At 48.9% G+C, this 23,535-nt stretch carries 19 protein-coding genes; 3 read left to right on the forward strand and 16 right to left on the reverse strand.

All coding sequences use genetic code 11. The features are described from left to right. Positions 1-93 precede the first annotated feature (93 nt). Both NNX04_RS11040 and NNX04_RS11045 read right to left on the reverse strand, forming a co-directional pair. Complete coding sequence (locus NNX04_RS11040; RefSeq protein WP_151054354.1) at positions 94-2,898, reverse strand: TonB-dependent receptor; 2,805 nt, start codon at positions 2,896-2,898, stop codon at positions 94-96. A 337-nt stretch (positions 2,899-3,235) separates the two neighbouring features. Beyond that, positions 3,236-4,861, reverse strand: coding sequence for an alpha-glucosidase family protein (locus tag NNX04_RS11045; protein ID WP_261945800.1), 1,626 nt, complete (start codon positions 4,859-4,861; stop codon positions 3,236-3,238). Positions 4,862-5,291: 430 nt separating this feature from the next. On the opposite strand from NNX04_RS11045, the gene NNX04_RS11050 reads away from it, so the two are divergent. Then, a complete protein-coding gene (locus NNX04_RS11050; protein WP_261945801.1) occupies positions 5,292-7,697 on the forward strand; it encodes a glucan 1,4-alpha-glucosidase in 2,406 nt (801 codons plus the stop codon). Between the two features lie 108 nt (positions 7,698-7,805). Continuing rightward, a complete protein-coding gene (locus NNX04_RS11055) occupies positions 7,806-9,278 on the forward strand; it encodes an MFS transporter (protein ID WP_261945802.1) in 1,473 nt (490 codons plus the stop codon). Positions 9,279-9,395: 117 nt separating this feature from the next. On the opposite strand, the gene NNX04_RS11060 is transcribed toward NNX04_RS11055, so the two are convergent. The 5 genes from NNX04_RS11060 to NNX04_RS11080 all read right to left on the reverse strand — a co-directional run bounded on the left by NNX04_RS11060 (position 9,396) and on the right by NNX04_RS11080 (position 14,965). After that, entirely contained in the window at positions 9,396-10,436 is a 1,041-nt protein-coding gene (locus tag NNX04_RS11060; RefSeq protein ID WP_007644508.1) for a LacI family DNA-binding transcriptional regulator, read from the reverse strand. A 216-nt stretch (positions 10,437-10,652) separates the two neighbouring features. Continuing rightward, on the reverse strand, positions 10,653-11,567 hold the full coding sequence (locus NNX04_RS11065; RefSeq protein WP_261945803.1) for a S1 family peptidase: 915 nt from the start codon (positions 11,565-11,567) through the stop codon (positions 10,653-10,655). 183 nt (positions 11,568-11,750) lie between these two features. Beyond that, positions 11,751-12,689 (reverse strand): substrate-binding periplasmic protein, encoded by a 939-nt coding sequence (locus NNX04_RS11070; RefSeq protein ID WP_261945804.1) that lies wholly within the window; start codon positions 12,687-12,689, stop codon positions 11,751-11,753. A gap of 124 nt (positions 12,690-12,813) precedes the next feature. After that, positions 12,814-13,419 (reverse strand): single-stranded DNA-binding protein, encoded by a 606-nt coding sequence (gene ssb / locus NNX04_RS11075; RefSeq protein WP_261945805.1) that lies wholly within the window; start codon positions 13,417-13,419, stop codon positions 12,814-12,816. 100 nt (positions 13,420-13,519) lie between these two features. Continuing rightward, a complete protein-coding gene (locus tag NNX04_RS11080) occupies positions 13,520-14,965 on the reverse strand; it encodes an MFS transporter (RefSeq protein WP_261945806.1) in 1,446 nt (481 codons plus the stop codon). Positions 14,966-15,153: 188 nt separating this feature from the next. Between NNX04_RS11080 and uvrA the strand changes: the two genes are divergently transcribed. After that, positions 15,154-18,036 carry an excinuclease ABC subunit UvrA gene (gene uvrA, locus NNX04_RS11085; RefSeq protein ID WP_261945807.1) on the forward strand — a complete coding sequence of 961 codons (2,883 nt, stop codon included), beginning with the start codon at positions 15,154-15,156 and terminating at the stop codon, positions 18,034-18,036. Positions 18,037-18,186: 150 nt separating this feature from the next. On the opposite strand, the gene rplQ is transcribed toward uvrA, so the two are convergent. The 9 genes from rplQ to rpmD form a co-directional block, all read right to left on the reverse strand. Beyond that, positions 18,187-18,579 carry a 50S ribosomal protein L17 gene (rplQ, locus tag NNX04_RS11090; protein ID WP_040393178.1) on the reverse strand — a complete coding sequence of 131 codons (393 nt, stop codon included), beginning with the start codon at positions 18,577-18,579 and terminating at the stop codon, positions 18,187-18,189. A gap of 137 nt (positions 18,580-18,716) precedes the next feature. After that, positions 18,717-19,703: a DNA-directed RNA polymerase subunit alpha gene (locus tag NNX04_RS11095; protein ID WP_007644499.1), complete on the reverse strand. Its 987-nt coding sequence runs from the start codon at positions 19,701-19,703 to the stop codon at positions 18,717-18,719. A 26-nt stretch (positions 19,704-19,729) separates the two neighbouring features. Next, a complete protein-coding gene (gene rpsD / locus NNX04_RS11100; RefSeq protein WP_007644498.1) occupies positions 19,730-20,350 on the reverse strand; it encodes a 30S ribosomal protein S4 in 621 nt (206 codons plus the stop codon). Between the two features lie 12 nt (positions 20,351-20,362). After that, positions 20,363-20,758, reverse strand: a complete 396-nt coding sequence (rpsK, locus tag NNX04_RS11105; protein ID WP_007644497.1) for a 30S ribosomal protein S11 — start codon at positions 20,756-20,758, stop codon at positions 20,363-20,365. Positions 20,759-20,814: 56 nt separating this feature from the next. Continuing rightward, positions 20,815-21,171 carry a 30S ribosomal protein S13 gene (gene rpsM, locus NNX04_RS11110; protein ID WP_040393175.1) on the reverse strand — a complete coding sequence of 119 codons (357 nt, stop codon included), beginning with the start codon at positions 21,169-21,171 and terminating at the stop codon, positions 20,815-20,817. 232 nt (positions 21,172-21,403) lie between these two features. Continuing rightward, positions 21,404-21,520, reverse strand: a complete 117-nt coding sequence (gene rpmJ, locus NNX04_RS11115; protein ID WP_039912586.1) for a 50S ribosomal protein L36 — start codon at positions 21,518-21,520, stop codon at positions 21,404-21,406. Between the two features lie 22 nt (positions 21,521-21,542). After that, the gene (gene secY, locus NNX04_RS11120) at positions 21,543-22,880 is read right to left on the reverse strand and encodes a preprotein translocase subunit SecY (protein ID WP_040393173.1); all 1,338 of its coding nucleotides are present in this window, start codon (positions 22,878-22,880) and stop codon (positions 21,543-21,545) included. A 10-nt stretch (positions 22,881-22,890) separates the two neighbouring features. Then, positions 22,891-23,325: a 50S ribosomal protein L15 gene (gene rplO / locus NNX04_RS11125; RefSeq protein ID WP_007644492.1), complete on the reverse strand. Its 435-nt coding sequence runs from the start codon at positions 23,323-23,325 to the stop codon at positions 22,891-22,893. Position 23,326: 1 nt separating this feature from the next. Then, a complete protein-coding gene (rpmD, locus tag NNX04_RS11130; protein ID WP_040393171.1) occupies positions 23,327-23,512 on the reverse strand; it encodes a 50S ribosomal protein L30 in 186 nt (61 codons plus the stop codon). Positions 23,513-23,535 lie beyond the last annotated feature (23 nt).

Consider the following 23,535-nt stretch of genomic DNA (forward strand, 5'->3'; position numbering starts at 1 on the left):
TTTATAACGATGCATGAAAAGGGTGAACCAAATAAAAAATCACCCACATGGAAGGCCATGTGGGTGATTCGTCAATACAAAGTCATTTGACCTTTACATCTTGTAGTTCACACCAAAGAAGTATTGACGACCGAAGTATTGAATAGAGCCAGTCTGAGCCTCTGATCCGAAATAGGTTTTGGAAGGTTCATCCGTCAAGTTATTAACCTGGAATACCAATTCAAGACCACTTTCAAATTCGTAAGAGGCTTGATAGTCAACAACTGATTCATCGGCATAGAAAACTTCCTGAGTTTCGACAGCGACCTGGTTCGCAACAAACGCTTCACGATAGCGATAGTTCAAACGAGTAGAGAATCCCTCATAATCATAGAACAATGTAGTACTTAGGTTGCTTGGAGAAAGACCGGGCATGCCAATGTCTTTTTCCTCACCACCAAGATTATTTATGCGTTCTACATCGCTTTCTGTATAAGAATAGCTGCTGCTTAGACCCAAGCCAGACCAAAGTCCAGGCAAGAAATCAAACGTCTGTGTATAACCCAACTCAATACCTTGGATGTAACCGCCTTTAGTATTGTTGTATGCAGTTTGATATTCACCACCTGGCTGCAATGGGTTGCCAGTATTAGGATTGATGTCCGGCACGTTAAAACCTAAGGCTTCGAAGTCAACGCCACGCAACGTAATTTGCTCAATAAAAGATTCGATGTCTTTACGGAACAACGCTACAACGATTGCGCCTTCGGTTTCAGAAAAATAATGTTCATAAGACAAGTCATATTGATTTGCATAAAACGGATCAAGCAAAGGACTGGTATTGCCCCACGCATTAAATCTGTCCTCACCATCAATCCACGAGCCTGCGCCTGATTTTAATTGGCTAACGGGTGGGCGAGACATTACTTTTGCCGCAGCAAAACGAATGTTATCTTGATCTGTAATTTGGAAATTCAAGTTCAAAGATGGTAAGTAATCAGTATATTTTTGACCCATTGTGTTGGTCACATAATCATTACTAACCACGCCGCGTTCGTCGGTAATAGGCTGACCAGCACCGGCACCAATTTGCAAATAACCATCGCTGGACTGATCCGACTCTACAACACGTACACCTAAATTACCGGTAACAGGTGTAGCGCCCAATTCAGTTGCAAAATTAGCCATTACGTAGGCGGCAAGTACGTCTTCAGTCACAGTGCCAGACTGAATCATAGTCCAGTTGTTTTCCCAGTTTGCAACCGGATTCCAATCGCGGCCACGTGCGGCCTCTACAGCTGCAACAGCGTCATCGAAGTCAATTGCGAAGAAGTTTGGCATACCTTTCAGGTCACCACCGAACTCAACAACTTTAACCATATCGTCAGTCAAAGCGATAGGGAATTGTGATGGATGATTGCCGAACTCAGAGCCGTAACCATCTTGCCCACGTGCACCAGTGTACTCACGCGAAGAGTTACGAATACCCGCTTCAACAGAAGTAATGAATGGTGTATCCATTTCGTACTTCACATCAATTTTCTGGGCATTGATTTCATTGTGAGTGATGAACGGCCACTGACCAACCTCAGTCAATGCAATTCGATTCAGATTAGTATAATCCTGACTAGCAAAGAAATCGGCGGGCTTTAAACCTTTGTTGATATAGGTGATCGATTCTGCCGAGCGCACTGGATTGGCAACGCTGGTATCGTTATATAACAACGCGCGAGTGCCGCCATTTTGGAAGTCGCCATCTGACTCAGAGAAAGAAACGTCAGCGTTGATAGTCCACTGATTGAGACGCCATTCAGCATTCAAACCATAAGACAACACTTCAGCTTCACGTGAGTCATTGTCGTTAACGGTAAACACTGCAAAATTGCTAGTGCCATCACCCGAGACAGTACCGCCAATCATATTGTTATCGACAATTACCGGGTTAGTGATAACTGTATTTTCAGAGTGCAACGTTTTTACACGGAAGCCACGAGCAAATGCTTCTGAGTCAGCTTTAGTATTAAATACATCGCCCTTCAATGTGAAGCTTTCATTAGGCTCCCAAACAACAGTCGCTAAATAACTATCACGCTGCTCTTCACCACCGCGCTGCTGCATTTCCATACCTTCACTAACAAATTCGTTGTCAGCATCGGCATCAATATTACGTTGGCCATTGTAATTCAAACCAATATATTGGTTTGCAACACTGGGAGCACTTAACTTAGCGTAACCAAGCGCAAAACCGATAGTTTCATCTGCAAACTTACCTTGATAAGAAGCGTTGAAACGATGGCCAAAATCAATCGCGTCTTCAACTTCAGAGGTGCGGCTATTTGAACTACCGCGTACACCCACATTAAATGAATGTTCTTTTGAGTTTTTGAGCGGGTTTACTGTAGTTAACTCAATCGAACCAGCCACACCACCTTCAATTAAGGACGCTTTTGGTGATTTGTATACTGCCGCTTGTGAAATCAATTCTGATGGATATACATCAAACTCAATTTTACGACCGGCAATTGGGCCGGTGCTGGTGCTGACTTGTTCGCGACCATTCATGGTTGCAAATACAAAATCACCACTCATGCCGCGAATATTTAACTCACTTGCTTGGCCACCAGTACGTACAGAAGTGACACCAGGCAAGCGGGAGAGAGAGTCGGCAATCGAAACATCGGGCAAGCCGCCAATATCGTCTGCTGAAATTGCTTCAATAACCGTATCGGAGCTGCGCTTTGCATCGAGGGCATTAAGCACGCTTTGACGGAAACCGGTTACTACTACCTCTTCAATGTCTTTTTCAGTAGCGTTGCTTTGTGAATTAGCACCTTGTTGTGCATAAACAACTTGTGAACCCGACACCAGCGCCATAGTGGCCGCCATCGCGAGTACGTGATTAAAGGTTTGTTTCTTCATGAATTCTCTCCGCGGAAAACTACTCTTATTTTTAAGATTGTGTGTAATAACAACAGCGTCCTTACGCTATACACGTAAAGCGATACAAACTTGTCGTTGCGGCGATAGTAGGCGCAGGGGGATGACACTCACAATAGAATGCATACGTATTCAAACCACCGCATACGTATGCATTCACATTCTTTATGAAACCTTTTTGCAGTTTTTGAATACAGCGTAAGGCGGTGATTAATTTTTAAGATAAAAAAAGAGGGCCGAAGCCCTCTGCATTGACCGAACACTGATGTTTGAAGAGCGTTTTAAAAGAAAACCGGAGCAGAATATTGGAATGAAAACCTTATTTCGCCAAGCGCGCGATCACCGTGCCATAGGCAGGCACTGGCAAACGTTCATATTGCCCGGCAAGCGTTGTACAACCGTGCCCTTCTATGGCGTTTAGTTGATACGCCGCATCTAAATGGATGAGATTTTCTTGTGCGGAAAAATTAAACGCACATAGCAAAGTGTCATCACCATAGCTGCGGGTAAATACCAAATAATTCACACCGTCAGCAATAAATTGGATATCACCCAAACGCAATGCAGGCTGGCCCTTGCGCCAATTCATAAATTGGCGGTACGCATTGAGAATAGAAGCCGGATCAGATTCTTGCAGGCTCACCGCTTGCTCTTTATGCGCCGAGGGAACCGGTAGCCAGGTTTTTACTTGCGAGAAACCGGCGTAGGTTTCTGTGTGATTCCAGGGCATAGGTGTGCGACAACCATCGCGACCTTTAAAGCGCGGCCAGAAGGTGATGCCGTAAGGATCTTGCAATTCGTGCTGTTGAATGGGCGCTTCAATTAAACCCAACTCTTCACCTTGATAACTGCACACGCTGCCGCGCAGTGAGAACAGCATGACATTCAAGGTTTTTGCTAACTGCGGAGATTGTTCTTTTCCACCCCAGCGCGACATAAAACGTACCACGTCATGGTTGCCAATCGCCCAGCAGGGCCAACCTTCCGCTAAATTCTGCTCCAGGGTTTCTACGGTTTCGCGAATGTAAGAGCCGGATAAGGTATCCACCAACAATTCAAAACTGTAAGCCATGTGCAAGCGCGAATTACCGGCGGTGTATTCGGCCATGGTTTTGAGCGAATCTTCCGAGGCAATTTCACCCAGGGTAACAGTGCCTGGGTAGCGATCCATTAATGTGCGCAGCGATTCTAAAAACTGCAAATTTTCCGGGCGATCACAGTCGTATACGTGACGCTGAAACGCATAGGGATTATCTTCGCGGAAACCACGACCACGGCGCTCTGCTTCCGGCTTGGCGGGGTTGCTGCGCAGCAGTTTATCGTGGAAACAAAAGATAATGGCATCCAGACGCAAGCCATCAACACCGCGCTTCAACCAAAATTCTACTTCCTGCAAAATTTGTTCGCGCACTGCATCACAGTGGTAATTCAAATCGGGCTGGGTTTTTAAAAAGTTGTGCAAATAATATTGGCAGCGACGTGGCTCCCACTCCCAGGCAGAGCCGCCAAAAATAGCGAGCCAGTTATTGGGCGGTGTGCCATCGGGCAGTGGATCTGCCCACACATACCAATCGGCTTTGGGGTTATCGCGCGATTCGCGGCTTTCAGTAAACCAGGCGTGCTGATCCGAGGTGTGACTGAGTACCTGATCGATAATAATTTTGATGTTGCGCTCATGCGCCTTGGCAATTAATTCATCAAAGTCTGCAAGCGTACCGAAAATCGGATCTATATCGCGATAGTCAGAAATATCGTAACCAAAATCCTTCATGGGCGATTTGAAAAAGGGTGATACCCAAATCGCATCTACCCCCAAACTCGCAATGTAATCGAGCTTGCTGATAATGCCGGGAATATCACCAATGCCATCGTTATTGGCATCCATCAAACTGCGTGGGTATACCTGGTATACCACTGCACCGCGCCACCAGGGAGTTGTTGTCATTACAGAAGTCTCAGTTTTTATATTGATTTCACAAACACCCGTGAAGTGTTTGTATTGCGTGATATCAACATACGCCAGCACTGTTTTTTCGCCAAGTGACTACATACGTATGCAGATCGCTGTGATGATATTTATCGTTACAAAAACCATAGAATACGTATTCATAAACGCAACCAAACCCGTTGCGCTTCCGGATAAAACCGGCAGGCCACTTTTTTGCCCTGCGTTTTAACGCGCCTGAAAAATCTGGGCTAGTCTTTTCTGCATACGTATGCAAGGTGAATACGTATGCACCTGCTTGAGTTGAATCCTGCCAACACCTAATGTGACTTGGTTGTCATATCTGTTATGGCTGGTCGATCTTACAGCAAAGATCACCACACAAAATGACACCAATAAATAATAGTGATTTTGATACGAGGATTTTGTCATGAAAAAAAACCTACTCGCCCTGTTGGTGAGCGGCAGCCTATTACTGGGCGCCTGCTCCGATAACTCATCGACAACCTCGGCACCCGCTACCCAAACTGCGGTAGCGCCCGGTGCGCCCGGCAATGCCGCCGTGTGGGCTTATGCCGGCAAAACCGGTATTGGCACCTCCTATGAACAATACACCGACGGCGCCTACCAAGACACCGGCGCCAGCGGCACCATTTCCAAAGTGTGGTTTTCCATCGCCCAAGGCGTGTTGACCGAAACCATGTACGGCCTGATTCATGAAGCACAACTGCAAGAGCTGCAATTACTGGTGAAAGGCGACGGCTTCCTCGACGAAGAAAAGAAAGACACCATTTCTACCATCGAATATTTAACAACGGATGCCCAAGGGCGCCCGCAATCCCTTGCCTACAAAATTGTGAATCGCGATAAGGAAGGCAAATACGAAATTGAAAAACACATTTTCACCGACCCGGATTCACAAGCATTGATGATGCGTGTGGTCTTTCGCGCGCTAACTGCCGATGTGACACCTTATGTGTATGTAAACCCATCCATTGCCAATACCGGCAGCAATGACAGTGTGCGCTACGCCGATGGCGTGTGGGTCGCGACCGATGGCAATAGCAGCATGACGGTAAAAACCACTGCACCGGTTGCACAAAGCACCGTGGGTTTTGAAGGGGTATCTGACGGCATTGCCGACCTAAAACAAAACGGCAGCCTCACCCAGCTTTACACCAGTACCGGTGACACACCCGGCAATGTGGCGCTGACATTGCAACTCGCCGAGGTTAAAAACGGCGCAAGTGCGCAGTGGGATTTGGTACTTGGGTTTGGCAAAAGCGCCAGTGAAAGTTCCGCTGCTGCCGAGCAAACATTGGGTAAGGGCTACGATAAAGTGCTCGCCCATTACAACGGCGATGGCGACGCCATCGGCTGGCAAGACTTTTTACAAACCCTGCCCGCACTGGAAAAACTTTCTGCCACGGCGACCGACGGCGGCAAGTTGGCCTACACCAGCGCCATGGTGTTAAAAGCGCAGGAAGACAAAACTCACGCCGGTGCGTTTATCGCCTCACTCTCCAACCCTTGGGGCGATACCAAATCGGCGGAGAAATCTGCCACCGGTTACAAGGCCGTATGGCCACGCGATTTTTATCAAGTCGCCATGGCGATGCTCGCCTTGGGTGACCGCGAGTCACCGCGTATCGCATTTGAATATCTGGAAAAAATCCAGGCGAGTGAAAAAATTGCCGGCTACAGCGGCATTCCTGGCTGGTTCCTGCAAAAAACCCATGTGGATGGCGAAGTGGAATGGGTGGGTGTCCAGCTGGATCAAACCGGCATGCCGCTAATGCTCGGCTGGCGTTTGTGGAAAGAAGGCATTTTTAGCGATGCGGAAATCGCCCAGTGGTACACCAAAATGCTCAAACCGGCGGCTGATTTCCTCGTGAGCGGCGGCCAGGTGAAAATCCTCTGGAACGATACCCTCATCAAACCACCTTATACCCAACAAGAGCGTTGGGAAGAGCAACAAGGTTATTCACCCTCAACCACCGCAGCGATTATCGCCGGGCTGGTGTCGGCGGCGGATATCGCCACCCAGGCAGGCGACAGCGCAGGTGCGGCCAAATACCTCGCAGCGGCCGACAAGTATTCCAGCGAGCTGGAGGCCAAAACCTTTACCACCAATGGCTCGCTCACCGGCGATTTGGGTAACGGCCAGTACTACCTGCGCATTAACGCCAACGAAGACCCCAATGATCGCTCGGCACTGGGCACCAGCAACGCGCAGGTGATCAACGATGAATCGCAGGTGATCGATGGCGGCTTTCTGGAACTGGTGCGCTACGGTGTGCGCGCGGCAACGGACAAGCACGTACTGGAAACCATCCCCGAGTACGACAACCTGAACCTGCCAGACTTGCTGCGCACCAAATACGAATTCACCTTCCCCGGCGTGGAGGGCACATTCCCCGGCTGGCGCCGCTATGGCATTGACGGCTACGGCGAAGAGATCAGCGCAGGCAAAGGCTATGTGGAGGCCAATAACTCCAGTGATGGCCGTGGTCGCGTTTGGCCCTTCTTCACCGGTGAGCGTGGTCACTACGAGCTGGAACTGGCAAAAGCCAATGCCAGTGTCGATATAGACTCACTGCGCAACACCTATGTGAAAGCCATGGAGCTGTTTGCCAACGAAGGCATGATGTTGCCTGAGCAAGTGTGGGACGGTGTAGGCGGTAACGACACCTACAACTACCCGCTGGGCGAAGGTACCAATGGCGCAACCCCACTGGCCTGGACTCACGCTGAATACATCAAACTGCTGCGCAGCTACAGCGACGGCAAGGTGTGGGACAGAAACGATAGCACTGAAGCGCGCTACGTGAAGTAACGCGCCAAGTGCCGCCAAGCCCGCGTACCGACCGGATCGGTACGCGGGCTTTGGTTAATAAGAATCGACAACTACACTCAACTAAACCAATAACAAAGGCAGTACACAATGAAACAGCCCACCCTTCCCTTTTGGCAGGTCTGGAACGTCAGTTTCGGCTTTCTGGGAGTTCAACTCGGTTTTGCGCTACAGAACGCCAACGTCAGCCGCGTGCTTTCGGATTTGGGGGCAGATTTACATTCACTCTCACTCTTCTGGCTTGCTGCGCCCATTATGGGTTTGTTGGTACAGCCGATTGTGGGTGCTGCGTCTGATCGCACCTGGAACCGTGTGGGCCGCCGTCGTCCTTATATTTTAGGCGGTGCGATTGCCGCCGCCGCTGGCATGTTATTGATGCCCAATGCCTCGCTCTTTGTCGCCTTTATCACCCCCATGTTATTTGGCGGCTTGATGCTGGCGCTGATGGACGGCGCCTTTAACGTCACCATGCAGCCCTTCCGCGCGCTGGTAGCGGATATGGTGCCCAATGAGCAGCGTACTCTCGGCTACTCCATTCAGGCACTGCTGATTAATATCGGCGCAGTGATTGGCTCCATCCTGCCGTTTGTGCTCACCAATGTGATCGGGCTGGAAAATACTGCCCCCAAGGGTGAAGTTGCCCCCACCGTCACCTGGGCCTTTTATATCGGTGCCAGCGCCTTGTTCCTCACGGTGCTTTGGACTGTTATCCGCACCAAGGAATACGCACCTGCGGAATACAATCGCTACAAGGGCCTGATCGCCGCCGTTGCGCCTGCGGTGAAACCTTCCCTGTTGAAACGCCTGGGGGATTTCTGGCAGCTGTTTATCCATATGCCCAAAACCATGCGCCAACTGGCGATAGTGCAGTTCTTTTCCTGGTTCTCCCTGTTCATTATGTGGGTCTATACCACCCCGGCAATCACCCAATATATTTGGGGCATAGACGCCAAATGGTTTGATTCGGATTACCTGCATTCACTGGAAACCATTCCCCCGGAAATCGCCGCCGCCAAAGGCGCTGCCGGTGACTGGGTAGGTATTATTTTCGCCGCTTACTCACTTTTTGCTGCATTGTTTTCTATTGTGCTCACACGCATCGCCAATCGTTTTGGTCGCAAGCTGACCTACTCGCTCTCACTACTGGCGGGCGGCTTGGGTTATTTGAGTTTTGTGCTGTTTCAAAATGCAGAAATTGTGCATGTGGACTTATGGATCACCCAAGTGGATATTCCTCAAGGCGCGCTGGATTTATTAATTCCGATGATTGGCATCGGCATCGCATGGGCGGCAATTCTCGCCATGCCCTACGCGATTCTGGCCGGCTCACTGCCCGCCGATAAAACCGGTGTGTACATGGGCATTTTCAACTTCACCATCGCCGCGCCGCAAATTGTGTCCGGTTTGGTTGCGGGGCAAATTTTAAAATATGTATTCCACAACGAAGCGATTTATATCGTGATGCTGGCGGGTGTATTTATGATTCTCGGTGCGCTGTCGGTTTATTTTGTGCAGGACAACAATGCCGCAAGCGACGCGGCTGCAGTTCCTCAGGGTCATTAATATTGAGCGACTACGCAACAAAAAACTGAATGACAAGCAGAGCAATAAAAAACCCGCTGTAGTGAAAGCTGCAGCGGGTTTTTCTTGTTGGGACTAATCAGTTATCCATCAGAACCGTTATTTCTTAAATGGTTTTGCACCACAGGAACTGCGTACCATTAATTTTGCCGGCAATAACATAGATTCCGGCCGCTCACCACTCACCAGCTTTAATAAATTCTCTACCAATAACTCACCCGCCAATTGCGTATCCTGTTGCACAGTGGTGAGTGCCGGATGGGTGTAGGCGGCCATGGGAATATCATCAAAACCCATAAGCGCAACATCCTGCGGCACATGCATGCCCGCTTCTTCCAATGCCGTCATGGCACCAATGGCAATCAAGTCGCTCGCACCAAATACCGCATCAAAGGGTACGCGACGCTGCAGTAAACTCATGGTCGCTTTGTAGCCTTCCGCTTCCGAGGTTTCAGCGGCGACTTGCAGTTTCGGATCTACCGCAATACCGGCTTCCTGCAACGCTTTACAAAAGCCGTGATAGCGGTCAGCAAATTCAGGGCTGTGCTCGGATACGTCGCCGAGAAAAGCGATATTTTTATGCCCGAGTGCAATTAAATGTTGGGCGGCATTATAGGCGCTGTTGAAATTATCGCAGCCAATGGAGACGCCGGGTTGCCCTTCAAGTACTGGCCCCCAAGTAATAAAATGCGCGCCGACTTCAGTGAGATAAGTCAGTTTTTTTACAAAGGTTTCGTAATCGCCATAACCCAAAAAGATAATGCCATCAGCGCGATTGGCATCCTCGTAATCTGCATGCCAGTCCTCACTAAATTGCTGGAAGGAAATCAATAAGTCAAAGCCGCGGTTGGCCGATGCACGGGTAATACTGCCCACCATCGAGAGGAAAAAAGGGTTGATTAAGGAATTACCGGTGCCGTGGTGTTCGCACAATAACAAGGCGATAGTTTTGGTTTGTTGTGAACGCAAACTGCTCGCATTTTTGTCCACTTTGTAATTAAGTTCGCGTGCAATTTGCTGCACTTTCAACCGTGTCTCTTCATTGACCAACGGGCTATTGCGTAATGCGCGCGACACGGTCGACTGGGATACGCCCGCGCGGTAGGCAATATCAAAGGATGTGGGTTTATCGTCTTTCAACTGGGGTACCCTCGCTGTGATTCCATTATTTGTTGTAATTGTTGTGGTGGACTTTCTTAGACGCTTAAGTTCGCATTGCGTTAGGGGGCTGATACTACAGCAACCCCCTTTTTACGTACAGCGGAGGGGAAAGGTGCACTAGGGGTGCTGGGCAATTTGGGCATATTTCAGCGTAGTCCGCTCGCGGTGCAGATTGCCGGGAAAATGGCGAAATACTTACACCATGCGACGACGCTGTATAAACAGCCCTAGCCCACCCAACATTAGCAATAGCACACTGCCGGGTTCGGGTACTTCATGGGTCGCAATGTGAAAATCGATCCAGTCGATAAAACTGCTGACTCGCGTTGAACCATAGGCATCGCCATAATCGACCAAACCGTTGTTGGTAAAATCGGTGATAAACGAATGCACACCCGCCAAATAAATTTGGCCATTTTCCTGAATAAAAACACCACCACCGGAATCACCTGGGGCAACCATGATCTCGAGCACTGTCGCCAGATCATCAAAATCCGCGCCGATAAAATCGAAAAAATTAAAAGATGGATCGGTTGGATGATCAAAATCAGACCAAAGAATTTGGTCGCCATCACCCTGCAATGACCAAATGTCGTCAACAATATTAGTACCTGCGCGGCGCTGATAATCGATACCTTCTATTCCCGTTTCTCCGTTTCCGGTATAACCAAAACCGACACTGGCCGATGAATGCAAAAATTCATTGTTGCCGTTATAGAGTTGTGCAGGGGCCACATCAAAGTCCGTCTTGAAATGCATTAGGCCTATATCCCAACCATCGACAAGGCCATAATCACTAAAGTTTTCATGAGAGACCCAGGTATCTGCCTCGTAAAAACGCCAACCCGTTTCGCCCGGCAAATAAAATTGCATCGCCTGCGCTTTATTGACGCAGTGCCCCGCAGTTAGCACCCAATTTTTATTGATTACCGTTCCGCTGCAAGAGTAGGGCGAGGCGCCGGTATCACCAAAAATTAAACCCACCCCATTAAAGGCAGGATCATTCGCAAAACCGGTATACCAGGAATCGGGGGTATCGTGACGGATAATGCCTGCAGAGACAGGCACGCTTAGTGCGGCAACTAACAAACTTGTTATTAATTTCATCATTCCTTATTCCCTTGAAAATAGTTGTAGATATTGATGTTTCCTTTAAAGCGCCCGAAACCTATCGGGCGCGAAAATATATCCTGTTTAAAATTGATAATACAAGCATGGTAAAAAAATCATGCCGTAACAAAACACAGCAAAAAACATCAGCGCACATCATTTTCTATCATGCGCAGATAAAAATTACAGCGAGGGCTTAAAGTCAGCCATCTCAGTGGGCAGGATAGGGTTTTTCAAGGTGATCATTGTGCGCCGGTGCAAATTAACTGCAGTTAAATCGGCAGCAAAATAACGGTCAAAAATTTTATCCAATTCACCATTTTCACTGATGATTTTTAGCCCTTGGGTTACTCGCTCCGCAAGCGCTGTGTTGTCGGGATTGACATAAAACACCAGCGGAAATGGATAAAACACTAGCAGCGAAGATTCCACCATCAATTGGCCAGATTTAGCAGCGCGCTCCTTGAACACACTTGTAACTTCGTTTGCACCAAAGGTCACATAATCAAACTCTTTATTTTCCAAGCGAGTAAACAGCTCTTCAAAACTGCCCTTCTCTACCACCGGGTAGCCATTTTGGCGAAACAGTTCGGCGTCGGCCCAAGTGGCGGGAATACCCATCGTAAATTGCTGCAACTGCGCGGGAGTTTTAATCGCCGCAAACTTCTCTTTGTCTGTTGCACGAATAATTAAAATGCGATGCCCTAGTAATCCTTTCATCAGCGGCAGTGGAATTAAGATTTTCTCCTCATTGGCCAACTTGGTATTGCCTGCAACAGTGCCAAAAATATCGAAGCCTTTGCTGCGAAACACACTGGCTTCATCTTCCGCGCGCGGGTAATCCGTTAAATCTTCCACTAGCGCCCAATCACCCGTCTTTTTACTGCTCGCCTTCAACGCTAATTCCAATACTTCGCGCTCATATTGCTGGCGCGATGCTGTTTTATTGCCGTTCCACAGCTTGATGGTTGCGTCAGCGGCAACTCCGGCAGACGCCGCCTGTGGGCTTGCGGCAACCGCGAGTGAAATCCCCAAGCAGCTCACCAATAACCCGCGTGTGAAGTGGCGCCAAGTGAAAAAAGCTAACGCAAAAGTTGCCGATAAAAATGTGTTTGTTGTCATTAAGAAAGCCTCTGTTATTTTTAATTATTTACCTGTCGCAAACGAATCAACAGGCCAGATACAAAACAGGGCGCACTTGAAGCAAGTGCGCCCTGTTGAAGCCTAACAAAACATCGCTGTTTTATCAGAATGGAATATCGTCATCAAATGAGTCAAAACCCGCCGGTTGCGGCGGTACGTTTTGTTGTGGTGCAGGGCGATTCGCGGGCTGGCCGAAACCACCTTGATTGCCACCGCCCTGATTATTGGCTGCCGGTTTAGCTGCAGCTTGGTTATAGGCATTTTGTGCAGGCGCATTGCTGTGCTGTTGGTTATTGTGCTGTTGATTATTGTACTGCGGAGTCTGATCAAACCCGCCCGCGCCCATATTGTTGCCCATACCTGCGCCGTCACCGCGACCGTCCAGCATTTGCATTTCGCTCGCCACAATCTCGGTGGTGTAGCGATCAGTGCCGTCTTGCGCCTGCCATTTACGCGTGCGCAGTGCACCTTCGATATATACCTTTGAGCCTTTTTTCAGATACTCTCCCGCGATTTCCCCCAAGCGATTAAAAAATACAACACGATGCCACTCGGTGCGCTCTTGCGGTTGACCGGTGTTTTTGTCTTTCCAGGTTTCGGAGGTAGCTACGCTGACGTTAGTCACGGCACCGCCAGAAGGCATGTATTTTACTTCCGGGTCCTGCCCGATATTGCCGATCAAAATTACTTTGTTGATTCCGCGAGCCATGTTGCATTCCTCTTGATTGTCCGAGTATCCGCCTTCTGTTTTTATGCGAGGGCGGCATTCAGGTTGATGGGTTATTGCCCCCTGCGGGGCGTCGGTCACTCTACACGTCTGCGCTGCCATCTACAATTGCGGCAAGCTGTTTACGATTAACTCTACGCTGATCAACTTTGAGATAAATCGTATTTTCCGAGGCGACAATTACCACCTCCGCAACGCCATCGACCGCGCGCAGTTTATCGGCCAAGCCCTGCGGATCCTGCCCCTTGAGAGGAATCAGCACACTCGCCAAAAAACTTGGCGGTTGCATCGACCAGGCAACGATCAGCCAAATCGCAATTAACACCGCATTCACTAAAAACACCGCATTGGCGCCCTGCTCCTGCAACAACCAACCGCCCAGGGCACCGCCGCCAAATACACCCAATACCTGACAGGTAGAGTAGATTCCGGTCGCCGTACCCTTGGCACCCGCCGGTGCAATTTTGCTCACCATGGAAGGCTGGGTCGCCTCCAACACATTAAAGGCGATAAAAAATACAAACAGCACAAACAAGGCAAAAATACGATTGGCGCCAACCACCATCAATGCCAGTTCAGCAATCAGCAACAGGACAACCGCAATCAGGAATACACCTTTAATCTTGCGGCGCTTTTCGGCAATGATCACAAACGGCAGCATCAATACAAAGGCAAAAGCGAGCAGCGGGAAATAAACCAGGCCGTGATAATCGCGCGGGATTTCCAGCTGGTTTTGCAGCATTAACGGCAGTACCACAAAGCTCGACATCAACACAAAATGCAGGACAAATATCCCGATATTTAAACGCAATAACTGCGGGTGACGCAGGGTTTTACCCAGCAGTGCGGGCACTGCCACCGCTTCGCGTTTGGGGCGCTGCGACTGCGCAACATTGGGTACCAACTTCAGCAGGATATAAACTCCCACAATACCTAATACGGCAGTGAGCCAGAAAATCGCGGATACCCCACCCCAAGCCGCCAACAGCGGGCCGGCGGTCATCGCCAATGAAAAGGACACGCCTATTGATGCACCGATAGTCGCCATCGCCTTGGTGCGATTCTCTTCCGAGGTGAGATCGGTAAGCAGCGCCATGACCACCGCCGAAATAGCACCGCCCCCCTGCAGGAAGCGCCCGAAGATTAAACCGTAAACCGAATCGGCCAGAGCCGCCACCACACTACCGAGCACAAACACAATCAACCCCGCCAGAATCAGCGGTTTGCGGCCAATACGATCAGACAGCACGCCAAACGGAATCTGTAATAAAGCTTGGCTGAAACCATAGGCGCCCAACGCCAGGCCCAATAAAAATGGACTGTGATGCGCGTACTCTGTGCCGTATAACGCGAGCACCGGCAACAGCATAAATAAACCAAACATACGGAAGGTATAAAGCGCCGCCAGCGACCAGACGACTTTTTTCTCAAAAGGCGCGGGTGTGGAAAATTGAATGGAGTCAGCAGGTTCTTGCATGGCAAAGGGTGTCGCGTAAAGGGTTTCAGCAAAGGGGCGATAGTGTACCAACTAGCGCCAAGCACACACCATCAATCGCCAAAAGAAACTCGCACCGCTGCTACAGGGCTTTACCAAGACTTACGGAATAATCCATATCGGTGACATCTGTCAGCAAAGCATTGGCGTATAATCTGCCCCTTTGGGCGATTCACCACCGTCGCCTGTTCCTTGTCAGTAGCCTGGGCGGATTGCAGTAGATGGACAAAATTATCGTGAGGGGTGCACGCACCCATAACCTGAAAAATATTGACCTGGATATCCCACGCGACAAACTTGTCGTGATCACCGGCCCCTCCGGCTCGGGCAAATCCTCCCTCGCCTTTGACACCCTCTACGCCGAAGGCCAGCGCCGCTATGTGGAATCGCTTTCTACCTATGCGCGCCAATTTTTGTCGATGATGGAAAAGCCCGATGTGGACCACGTGGAGGGTTTGAGCCCGGCGATCTCCATCGAGCAGAAATCCACCTCACACAACCCGCGCTCAACCGTGGGCACAATCACCGAAATTTACGACTACCTGCGCCTGCTCTATGCGCGGGTGGGCGAAGCGCGCTGCCCGGAGCACAAGGTGCCACTCGCCGCACAGACCATCAGTGAAATGGTGGACACCACCCTCGCCTTACCGGAAGGCACCAAGCTGATGCTGCTGGCACCGGTGATTCGCGAGCGCAAAGGGGAGCACCTGCACATCTTCGAGCAGCTCAAGCGCGATGGTTTTATCCGCGCCCGTATCGACGGGATTTTGTGTGATCTGGACGACACCCCCAAACTCGACAAGAAAAAGAAACACACGGTAGAGGTGGTTATCGACCGTTTTAAAGTGCGTGAAGACCTGAAGCTGCGCTTATCGGAATCCTTCGAGACTGCTCTGAACTTGTCCGAAGGCATCGCTTGCGTTAGCTATATGGACGGCGAAGCGCCCGACCGTTTGTTTTCGTCCAAACACGCCTGCCCAATTTGCGATTACAGCCTGACCGAACTCGAACCGCGCCTGTTCTCGTTTAACAACCCCGCCGGCGCCTGCCCTACCTGTGACGGGTTAGGTGTGCATCAATTTTTTGATGAAGACAAAGTGATTCAGGACACCAGCCTAAGCCTGTCTGACGGCGCCATTCGCGGCTGGGACAAGCGCAATGTCTACTATTTCCATATGCTGGCCTCGCTGGCCAAACACTATGGTTTTAACGTCGACACGCCCTGGTCAAAACTCAAAGCCAAACAGCGCGAAGCGGTTCTGTACGGCTCGGGTGATGAAGTTATCGAATTCAACTACATCAATGATCGCGGCGATGTGTACAAGCGCAGTCACAGTTTTGAAGGCGTATTGCCGAATATGGAGCGCCGCTATCGCGATACCGAATCCAACTCGGTACGCGAGGATCTGACCAAATTTTTATCCAGCCAGCCCTGCCCGGACTGCGAAGGCACGCGCCTGCGTATAGAGGCGCGCAACGTATTTATCGACGAGCGCCCCCTGCCCAAAATTACCGAAATGCCGGTCGCCGATGCCTACGATTACTACATGAAATTGGCCTTTACCGGCCGCAAGGCGGGCATCGCCGATAAGATCCTCAAAGAGCTGCGCGACCGCTTCCGCTTTCTGGTGGATGTTGGCTTGAATTATCTGACCCTCAATCGCAGCGCGGAAACCCTCTCGGGCGGTGAAGCGCAGCGGATTCGCCTCGCCAGTCAAATCGGTGCAGGGTTGGTGGGTGTGATGTATATCCTCGACGAACCGTCAATCGGCCTGCACCAGCGCGACAATGAACGATTGCTAAAAACCCTCACCCACTTGCGCGATATCGGCAATACGGTGATTGTGGTGGAGCACGACGAAGACGCCATTCGCCTTGCTGACCATGTGATCGACATTGGCCCCGGCGCTGGCGTGCACGGCGGGCAAGTAATCGCGCAGGGCAATGTCAAAGCCATCATGGCAAATAAAGACTCGATTACCGGCCAGTACCTGAGCGGTGTACGCTCCATCGCCATTCCAGAACAGCGTCACCCTTTTGATGACAAAAACAAACTGCGACTGATTGGCGCCAAAGGCAACAACCTGCAAAACGTCACCCTGGAGATTCCAGTGGGCTTAATGACTTGCGTGACTGGCGTATCTGGCTCAGGTAAGTCCACCCTGATTAATGCAACGCTTTATCCACTCGCTGCCACTGCACTCAATGGCGCCACCACGCTTGACCCGGCGCCACACGACAGCGTTGAGGGCATGGACTTATTTGATAAGTGCGTAGATATCGACCAGAGCCCGATCGGCCGCACGCCGCGCTCGAACCCTGCCACCTACACCGGAATTTTTACCCCCATCCGCGAATTATTTGCGGGCACGCAAGAGTCACGCTCGCGCGGCTATCAACCCGGCCGCTTTAGCTTCAACGTGAAAGGCGGTCGCTGTGAAGCATGCCAAGGTGATGGCGTCACCAAAGTGGAAATGCACTTTCTGCCTGACGTTTACGTACCTTGCGATGTGTGCAAAGGCAAGCGCTACAATCGCGAAACACTGGACGTTAAGTACAAGGGGAAAAATATTCATGAAGTGCTGGGCATGACCATCGAAGATGCTCGCGCCTTTTTTGATGCAATTCCTTCAATTGCCAACAAGTTACAAACATTAATTGATGTGGGCCTGTCCTATATTTGTTTGGGGCAATCAGCCACAACCTTGTCAGGCGGTGAAGCGCAGCGCGTAAAACTCGCAAAAGAACTATCCAAACGCGACACAGGAAAAACACTTTATATTTTGGATGAACCAACAACAGGCCTGCACTTCTACGACATCCAACAATTACTCAATGTTTTGCATCGCCTGCGCGATCACGGCAATACGGTTGTGGTAATCGAACACAATTTGGATGTAATCAAAACGGCCGACTGGGTCGTCGATTTAGGACCTGAAGGTGGCAGCGGTGGCGGTCAGATTATCGCCACTGGCACACCGGAAGAAATCGCACTCATTGAGCACTCACACACAGGCCGCTTCCTCAAGCCCATGCTGAAAAACACCCTTGCCAAAACGAAAGTAAAACCAGCAAAAACAACTGCAGCAAAAGCTAAAAAATAATTTAGCCACACAAAAGAAAACGGCGAATCAGATAATGATTCGCCGTTTATATTTCGCAGCCAGAAAGAGAATCACATTGCCATTTTCGACTGACAGAAAATAAAAAAGCCAAGCAGAGCTGCTTGGCTTTTTTGTACAACAGTAAAAAACTTATTCAGCGTCTACTGCAGACTCAAGCGCCTTAGCTGGACGGTCAACCAATTCAACATAAGCCATTGGTGCTTTATCGCCAGAACGGAAACCACATTTCAAAATGCGAACGTAGCCACCTGGGCGAGTATTGTAGCGTGGGCCTAATTGGCTGAACAATTTACCTACGGCTTCTTTGTTATTCAAACGAGCAAATGCCAAACGACGGTTAGCAACGCTGTCTACTTTAGCCAAAGTAATCAAAGGCTCCGCGAAACGGCGTAGCTCTTTTGCTTTTGGCAAAGTAGTTTTAATCAATTCATGCTCAACCAAAGAGGTAACCATGTTACGAAACATAGCTTTACGGTGAGAAGCATTACGGCCTAATTGACGACCACTTAATTTATGACGCATAACAAATACCCTTCAAAAATGGATTGCTAACAGCAATCTCGTTAATCACCCGCACCGAAGTGAGTTAACGGGCAAACTAATAATAAAAACCACCTACCAACATCACTTAAGTAATGTTGGTAGGTGGCTTCAGGTTTTTAGTCGTTTCTCAAACTGGCTGGTGGCCAGTTTTCCAAACGCATACCAAGAGACAAACCGCGTGAGGCCAGAACATCTTTAATTTCGGTAAGAGATTTTTTACCCAAGTTTGGCGTCTTCAGCAACTCAACTTCTGTACGCTGAATCAAATCACCAATGTAGTAAATATTTTCCGCTTTCAAGCAGTTTGCTGAGCGAACAGTAAGCTCCAAGTCATCAACAGGGCGCAACAGAATTGGATCAATAGCCTCTTCTTTTTGCTCTGGAGCTGATTGTTTTTCACCTTCCAAATCAACAAACACAGCAAGCTGCTGCTGCAGGATAGTCGCTGCGCGACGGATAGCTTCTTCTGGATCAATGGTACCGTTGGTTTCCAGATCTAAAATCAGCTTATCCAAATCAGTACGCTGTTCAACACGAGCACTTTCAACACTGTAAGCCAAGCGCTTAACAGGGCTGAAGGAAGCATCAAGTTGCAAGCGACCAATTGCACGACTCTCATCATCGTCACGACGACGGCTATCAGCTGGCTGGTAGCCACGGCCACGCGCGATAGTTAAGCGCATTTTCAATTCAGTATTGCCAGTAATATTAGCAATCACATGATCAGGGTTTTTAATCTCCACATCATGATCTAACTGAATATCAGCAGCAGTCACAACGCCAGGGCCTTTTTTAGTCAAAGTAAGAACCGCGTGATCCTTACCATGCATAATTACAGCAACACCTTTCAGGTTCAGCAGGATCTCAATAACATCCTCGCGAACACCTTCAATTGCACTGTATTCATGCAACACGCCTTCGATTTCAACTTCAGTTATGGCACAACCGGCCATAGAAGAAAGCAAAATACGACGCAATGCATTGCCTAAAGTATGCCCGAAGCCACGCTCCAAGGGTTCCAAAACCACGCGTGCGCGGGTTGGCCCACTTTCTGAAACATCGATATGACGCGGAGTTAAAAATTCGTTTACTGCAGTCTGCATAGCAATACCTGTTAGCGGTTCGTCCCTTACTTAGAGTAAAGCTCGACGATGAGGTTCTCGTTGATGTCAGCAGGCAAATCAATGCGATCAGGAATGCGCTTGAATACGCCTTCTTTTTTCTCGCTGTTAACATCTACCCACTCAACATTACTACGTTGGCCAGCCAAGTTCAGTGCGTTTTGGACACGCAATTGCTTTTTAGCTTTTTCGCGAACAGCAACAACATCACCAGCAGCTACTTGGAAAGACGCAACATTTACAGTTTTGCCATTTACACTAATTGCTTTGTGAGAAACAAGTTGACGCGACTCTGCGCGAGTTGAACCAAAGCCCATGCGATAAACAACGTTATCCAAGCGGCACTCGAGCAACTTCAGCAAGTTTTCACCACTGGCGCCTTTACGACGAGCAGCTTCTTTATAATAACCACGGAATTGCTTTTCAAGAATGCCGTATATACGACGAACTTTTTGCTTTTCACGCAGCTGTACACCGTAGTCAGACAAACGACCACGGCGTTGGCCGTGCTGTCCTGGTGCAGTTTCAATTTTACATTTTGAGTCTAACGCACGCGCACCGCTCTTCAGAAAAAGATCAGTGCCTTCACGGCGAGACAGCTTACAGGTAGGTCCAATATAACGTGCCATTCTCTAATCCCCTTACACGCGACGTTTCTTCGGCGGACGACAGCCGTTGTGAGGAATCGGCGTTACGTCAGTAATGTTAGTGATTTTGTAACCAACATTGTTAAGTGCGCGAACAGCTGATTCGCGACCTGGGCCAGGGCCCTTAACTTCGACGTCGAGATTTTTTAAACCATACTCTTTTGCCGCTTCACCAGCGCGCTCTGCAGCAACCTGTGCAGCAAAAGGTGTACTTTTACGTGAACCACGGAATCCAGATCCACCTGAGGTAGCCCATGCAAGAGCATTACCCTGACGATCAGTGATAGTCACGATGGTGTTGTTAAAAGAAGCGTGAATATGGGCAACGCCATCGATCACGGTCTTTTTAACTTTTTTCTTGGTTGTGGTTTTATTACTTGGCTTCGCCATAGCAACTTCTTCCTACTAATTTGTTACCGTAAGTGAATGAAAGACGTAAGCAAGAATTACTTCTTAATAGGCTTACGTGGGCCTTTACGGGTACGAGCGTTCGTTTTTGTGCGCTGACCACGGAGCGGTAGACCACGACGGTGACGTAAGCCACGGTAGCAACCTAGATCCATCAGACGCTTAATATTCATAGATATTACACGACGCAAGTCACCCTCTACGGTGCGCTTAGCAACCTCAGCACGGATAGCATCCATTTGCTCTTCTGACAAGGTGCCGATTTTTACATCTTCAGCAATGCCAGTGGCAGCACAGATTTGCTTAGCCGAGGTACGACCAATCCCATATACATAAGTTAACGAGATAACGGCGTGTTTGTTATCTGGTATGTTTACACCAGCAATACGAGCCATTCAAATTACTCCAGTAACGCTTAAATTGCAGCGCTGACAGCGTAAGCGCCATCTTCGCCCCTGAACAAAAGGCGCGAAGGATAGCGGCTAATACACCATAAATCAATAGCTAGGCAATTTCTCACCTAACGACAGTCAGCGCCCCCATAGCCTTTATTCAAAACCCACATAAAGAATCAGGCTGGTAATCCGATTGGATACCAGCCTGAAATATTTAAGGAGTACTTAAATATTAGCCTTGACGCTGCTTATGGCGTGGCTCAACGTTGCAGATTACCCGCAAGACACCGTTACGACGCACCATTTTGCAATTGCGACAAATCTTTTTAACAGAAGCACGAACTTTCATGATTCAACCTCAATATCGCGGATTAGCGAGCGTTACCGCTGCCATATCCTTTCAAATTTGACTTCTTCATCAACGATTCATATTGATGAGACATCAAGTGAGCCTGCACCTGAGACATAAAGTCCATTACCACAACCACTACGATAAGCAGTGAGGTACCGCCCAAGTAGAATGGCACACCAGTGGCAACTACAAGGAACTCAGGCAACAAACAAACTGCCGACATATAGATAGCACCAACCACCGTTAGGCGCGTGAGTACGCTATCGATATATTTAGCGGAATGCTCACCAGGACGAATACCCGGAATATAAGCACCCGATTTTTTCAAGTTATCTGCGACTTCTTTCGGGTTGAACATCAATGCCGTGTAGAAGAAACAGAAAAACGTAATCAGCCCAGCGAAAAACAAAATATACAATGGCTGTCCTGGGCCAATAGCAAGCGCCAACTCTTGCAGCATTTCATTAACCACACCTTCACCGCCTTGGCCAAACCATTGAGCGATTGATGCAGGAAACAACAAAATACTACTAGCAAAAATTGCAGGAATAACGCCCGCCATGTTGATCTTCAGAGGCAAATGGCTGCTTTGTGCAGCATACCCTTGTCGCCCCTGCTGACGCTTTGCATAATTTACAGTAATACGGCGCTGTCCACGTTCGATACGAACAACAAACCAGATAACTGCTATAGCGAGGATACTAATAATCAGTAGCGCTATAATATGTAAGTCACCCTGCCTTGCACTTTCAAATGCTTGGCCAATTGCGCTCGGCATGCCAGCAACAATACCGGCAAAGATCAGCATTGAAATGCCATTACCAATGCCTCGCTCAGTTACCTGCTCTCCCAACCACATCATAAACACAGCGCCTGTAACTAAAGACACTACTGCAATAAAATAGTAAGAAAAACTAGGTTCACCGCCAAATGCATAGGAAGAAAAACTTACCGCCATCGCCAAAGCTTGAACAGTAGCAAGCACTACTGTGAAATAACGGGTGTACTGATTAATCTTCCGACGACCAGCATCACCTTCTTTCTTCAACTGTTCCAACGAAGGAGTAACTGCCGTAAGCAACTGCATAATAATCGATGCAGAGATATAGGGCATGATACCTAAAGCTAGAATACTCATCCGCTCAAGCGCTCCACCAGAGAACATGTTGAACATGCCTAAGATAGTGCCTTGATTCTGGTTAAACAGATTTGCAATTCTTTCTGGATCTAAACCCGGTACAGGTATATGAGTACCTATACGATAAATCACTATTGCCAGAAACAAAAAGCGTAGGCGAGCCCATAGCTCGCCTAAACCTCTTTGATTTGCTAATGGCAGATTACCTGGAGTTGCCATTCGCGCCTCGTTACTCTTCTACTGTTCCGCCAGCGGCTTCAATCGCTGCTTTGGCACCCTTAGATACAGACAGGCCCTTAACAGTGACAGCTTTTTTAACTTCGCCTGAGGCAAAAATTTTAGCGCGTTTGATTACAGAGCTAATCAAACCAGCTTGTTTTAATGTCTCAATATCAACAACCGAACCTTCAACAGCATTCAGCTCTGACAGACGAATCTCAGCAGAAACCAAACCAACACGAGAAGTAAAACCGTATTTTGGCAGGCGAATCTGCAAAGGCATTTGACCGCCTTCAAATCCAGGTCTGACCGAACCGCCAGAGCGGGACTTCAAACCTTTATGGCCACGGCCAGCAGTTTTACCCAAACCGCTACCGATACCACGACCTACACGTTTTTTTGCATGAGTACTGCCCGGTGCCGGGCTAAGGGTATTCAGACGCATCTTATTCTCCCTCTACCTTAACCAGATAGTTAACTACGTTAATCATGCCACGAACTGATGGAGTATCTTCTACTTCAACAGTGTGACGGATGCGACGCAAGCCCAAGCCTCTTACACAGGCTTTATGGCTCTCCAGGCGATGAGCAGTGCTCTTAACCTGGGTCACTTTAATCATTTTCTTTGACATGGTGAATTCCGCCATCTTGTAAT

It is taken from the genome of Cellvibrio sp. QJXJ (genome assembly GCF_024452345.1).
In the GTDB taxonomy this organism is placed as follows: Bacteria; Pseudomonadota; Gammaproteobacteria; order Pseudomonadales; family Cellvibrionaceae; genus Cellvibrio.

What these genes read in the sequence shown, in the direction of transcription:
- rpsM (WP_040393175.1), bottom strand. Translation starts at nt 21,171, where the DNA reads ATGGCTCGTATTGCTGGTGTAAACATACCAGATAACAAACACGCCGTT.
- NNX04_RS11095 (WP_007644499.1), bottom strand. Translation starts at nt 19,703, where the DNA reads ATGCAGACTGCAGTAAACGAATTTTTAACTCCGCGTCATATCGATGTT.
- rpmD (WP_040393171.1), bottom strand. Translation starts at nt 23,512, where the DNA reads ATGTCAAAGAAAATGATTAAAGTGACCCAGGTTAAGAGCACTGCTCAT.
- uvrA (WP_261945807.1), top strand. Translation starts at nt 15,154, where the DNA reads ATGGACAAAATTATCGTGAGGGGTGCACGCACCCATAACCTGAAAAAT.
- secY (WP_040393173.1), bottom strand. Translation starts at nt 22,880, where the DNA reads ATGGCAACTCCAGGTAATCTGCCATTAGCAAATCAAAGAGGTTTAGGC.
- rplQ (WP_040393178.1), bottom strand. Translation starts at nt 18,579, where the DNA reads ATGCGTCATAAATTAAGTGGTCGTCAATTAGGCCGTAATGCTTCTCAC.
- rpmJ (WP_039912586.1), bottom strand. Translation starts at nt 21,520, where the DNA reads ATGAAAGTTCGTGCTTCTGTTAAAAAGATTTGTCGCAATTGCAAAATG.
- rpsD (WP_007644498.1), bottom strand. Translation starts at nt 20,350, where the DNA reads ATGGCACGTTATATTGGACCTACCTGTAAGCTGTCTCGCCGTGAAGGC.
- rpsK (WP_007644497.1), bottom strand. Translation starts at nt 20,758, where the DNA reads ATGGCGAAGCCAAGTAATAAAACCACAACCAAGAAAAAAGTTAAAAAG.
- NNX04_RS11065 (WP_261945803.1), bottom strand. Translation starts at nt 11,567, where the DNA reads ATGATGAAATTAATAACAAGTTTGTTAGTTGCCGCACTAAGCGTGCCT.
- NNX04_RS11050 (WP_261945801.1), top strand. Translation starts at nt 5,292, where the DNA reads ATGAAAAAAAACCTACTCGCCCTGTTGGTGAGCGGCAGCCTATTACTG.
- NNX04_RS11045 (WP_261945800.1), bottom strand. Translation starts at nt 4,861, where the DNA reads ATGACAACAACTCCCTGGTGGCGCGGTGCAGTGGTATACCAGGTATAC.
- ssb (WP_261945805.1), bottom strand. Translation starts at nt 13,419, where the DNA reads ATGGCTCGCGGAATCAACAAAGTAATTTTGATCGGCAATATCGGGCAG.
- NNX04_RS11040 (WP_151054354.1), bottom strand. Translation starts at nt 2,898, where the DNA reads ATGAAGAAACAAACCTTTAATCACGTACTCGCGATGGCGGCCACTATG.
- rplO (WP_007644492.1), bottom strand. Translation starts at nt 23,325, where the DNA reads ATGCGTCTGAATACCCTTAGCCCGGCACCGGGCAGTACTCATGCAAAA.
- NNX04_RS11070 (WP_261945804.1), bottom strand. Translation starts at nt 12,689, where the DNA reads ATGACAACAAACACATTTTTATCGGCAACTTTTGCGTTAGCTTTTTTC.
- NNX04_RS11055 (WP_261945802.1), top strand. Translation starts at nt 7,806, where the DNA reads ATGAAACAGCCCACCCTTCCCTTTTGGCAGGTCTGGAACGTCAGTTTC.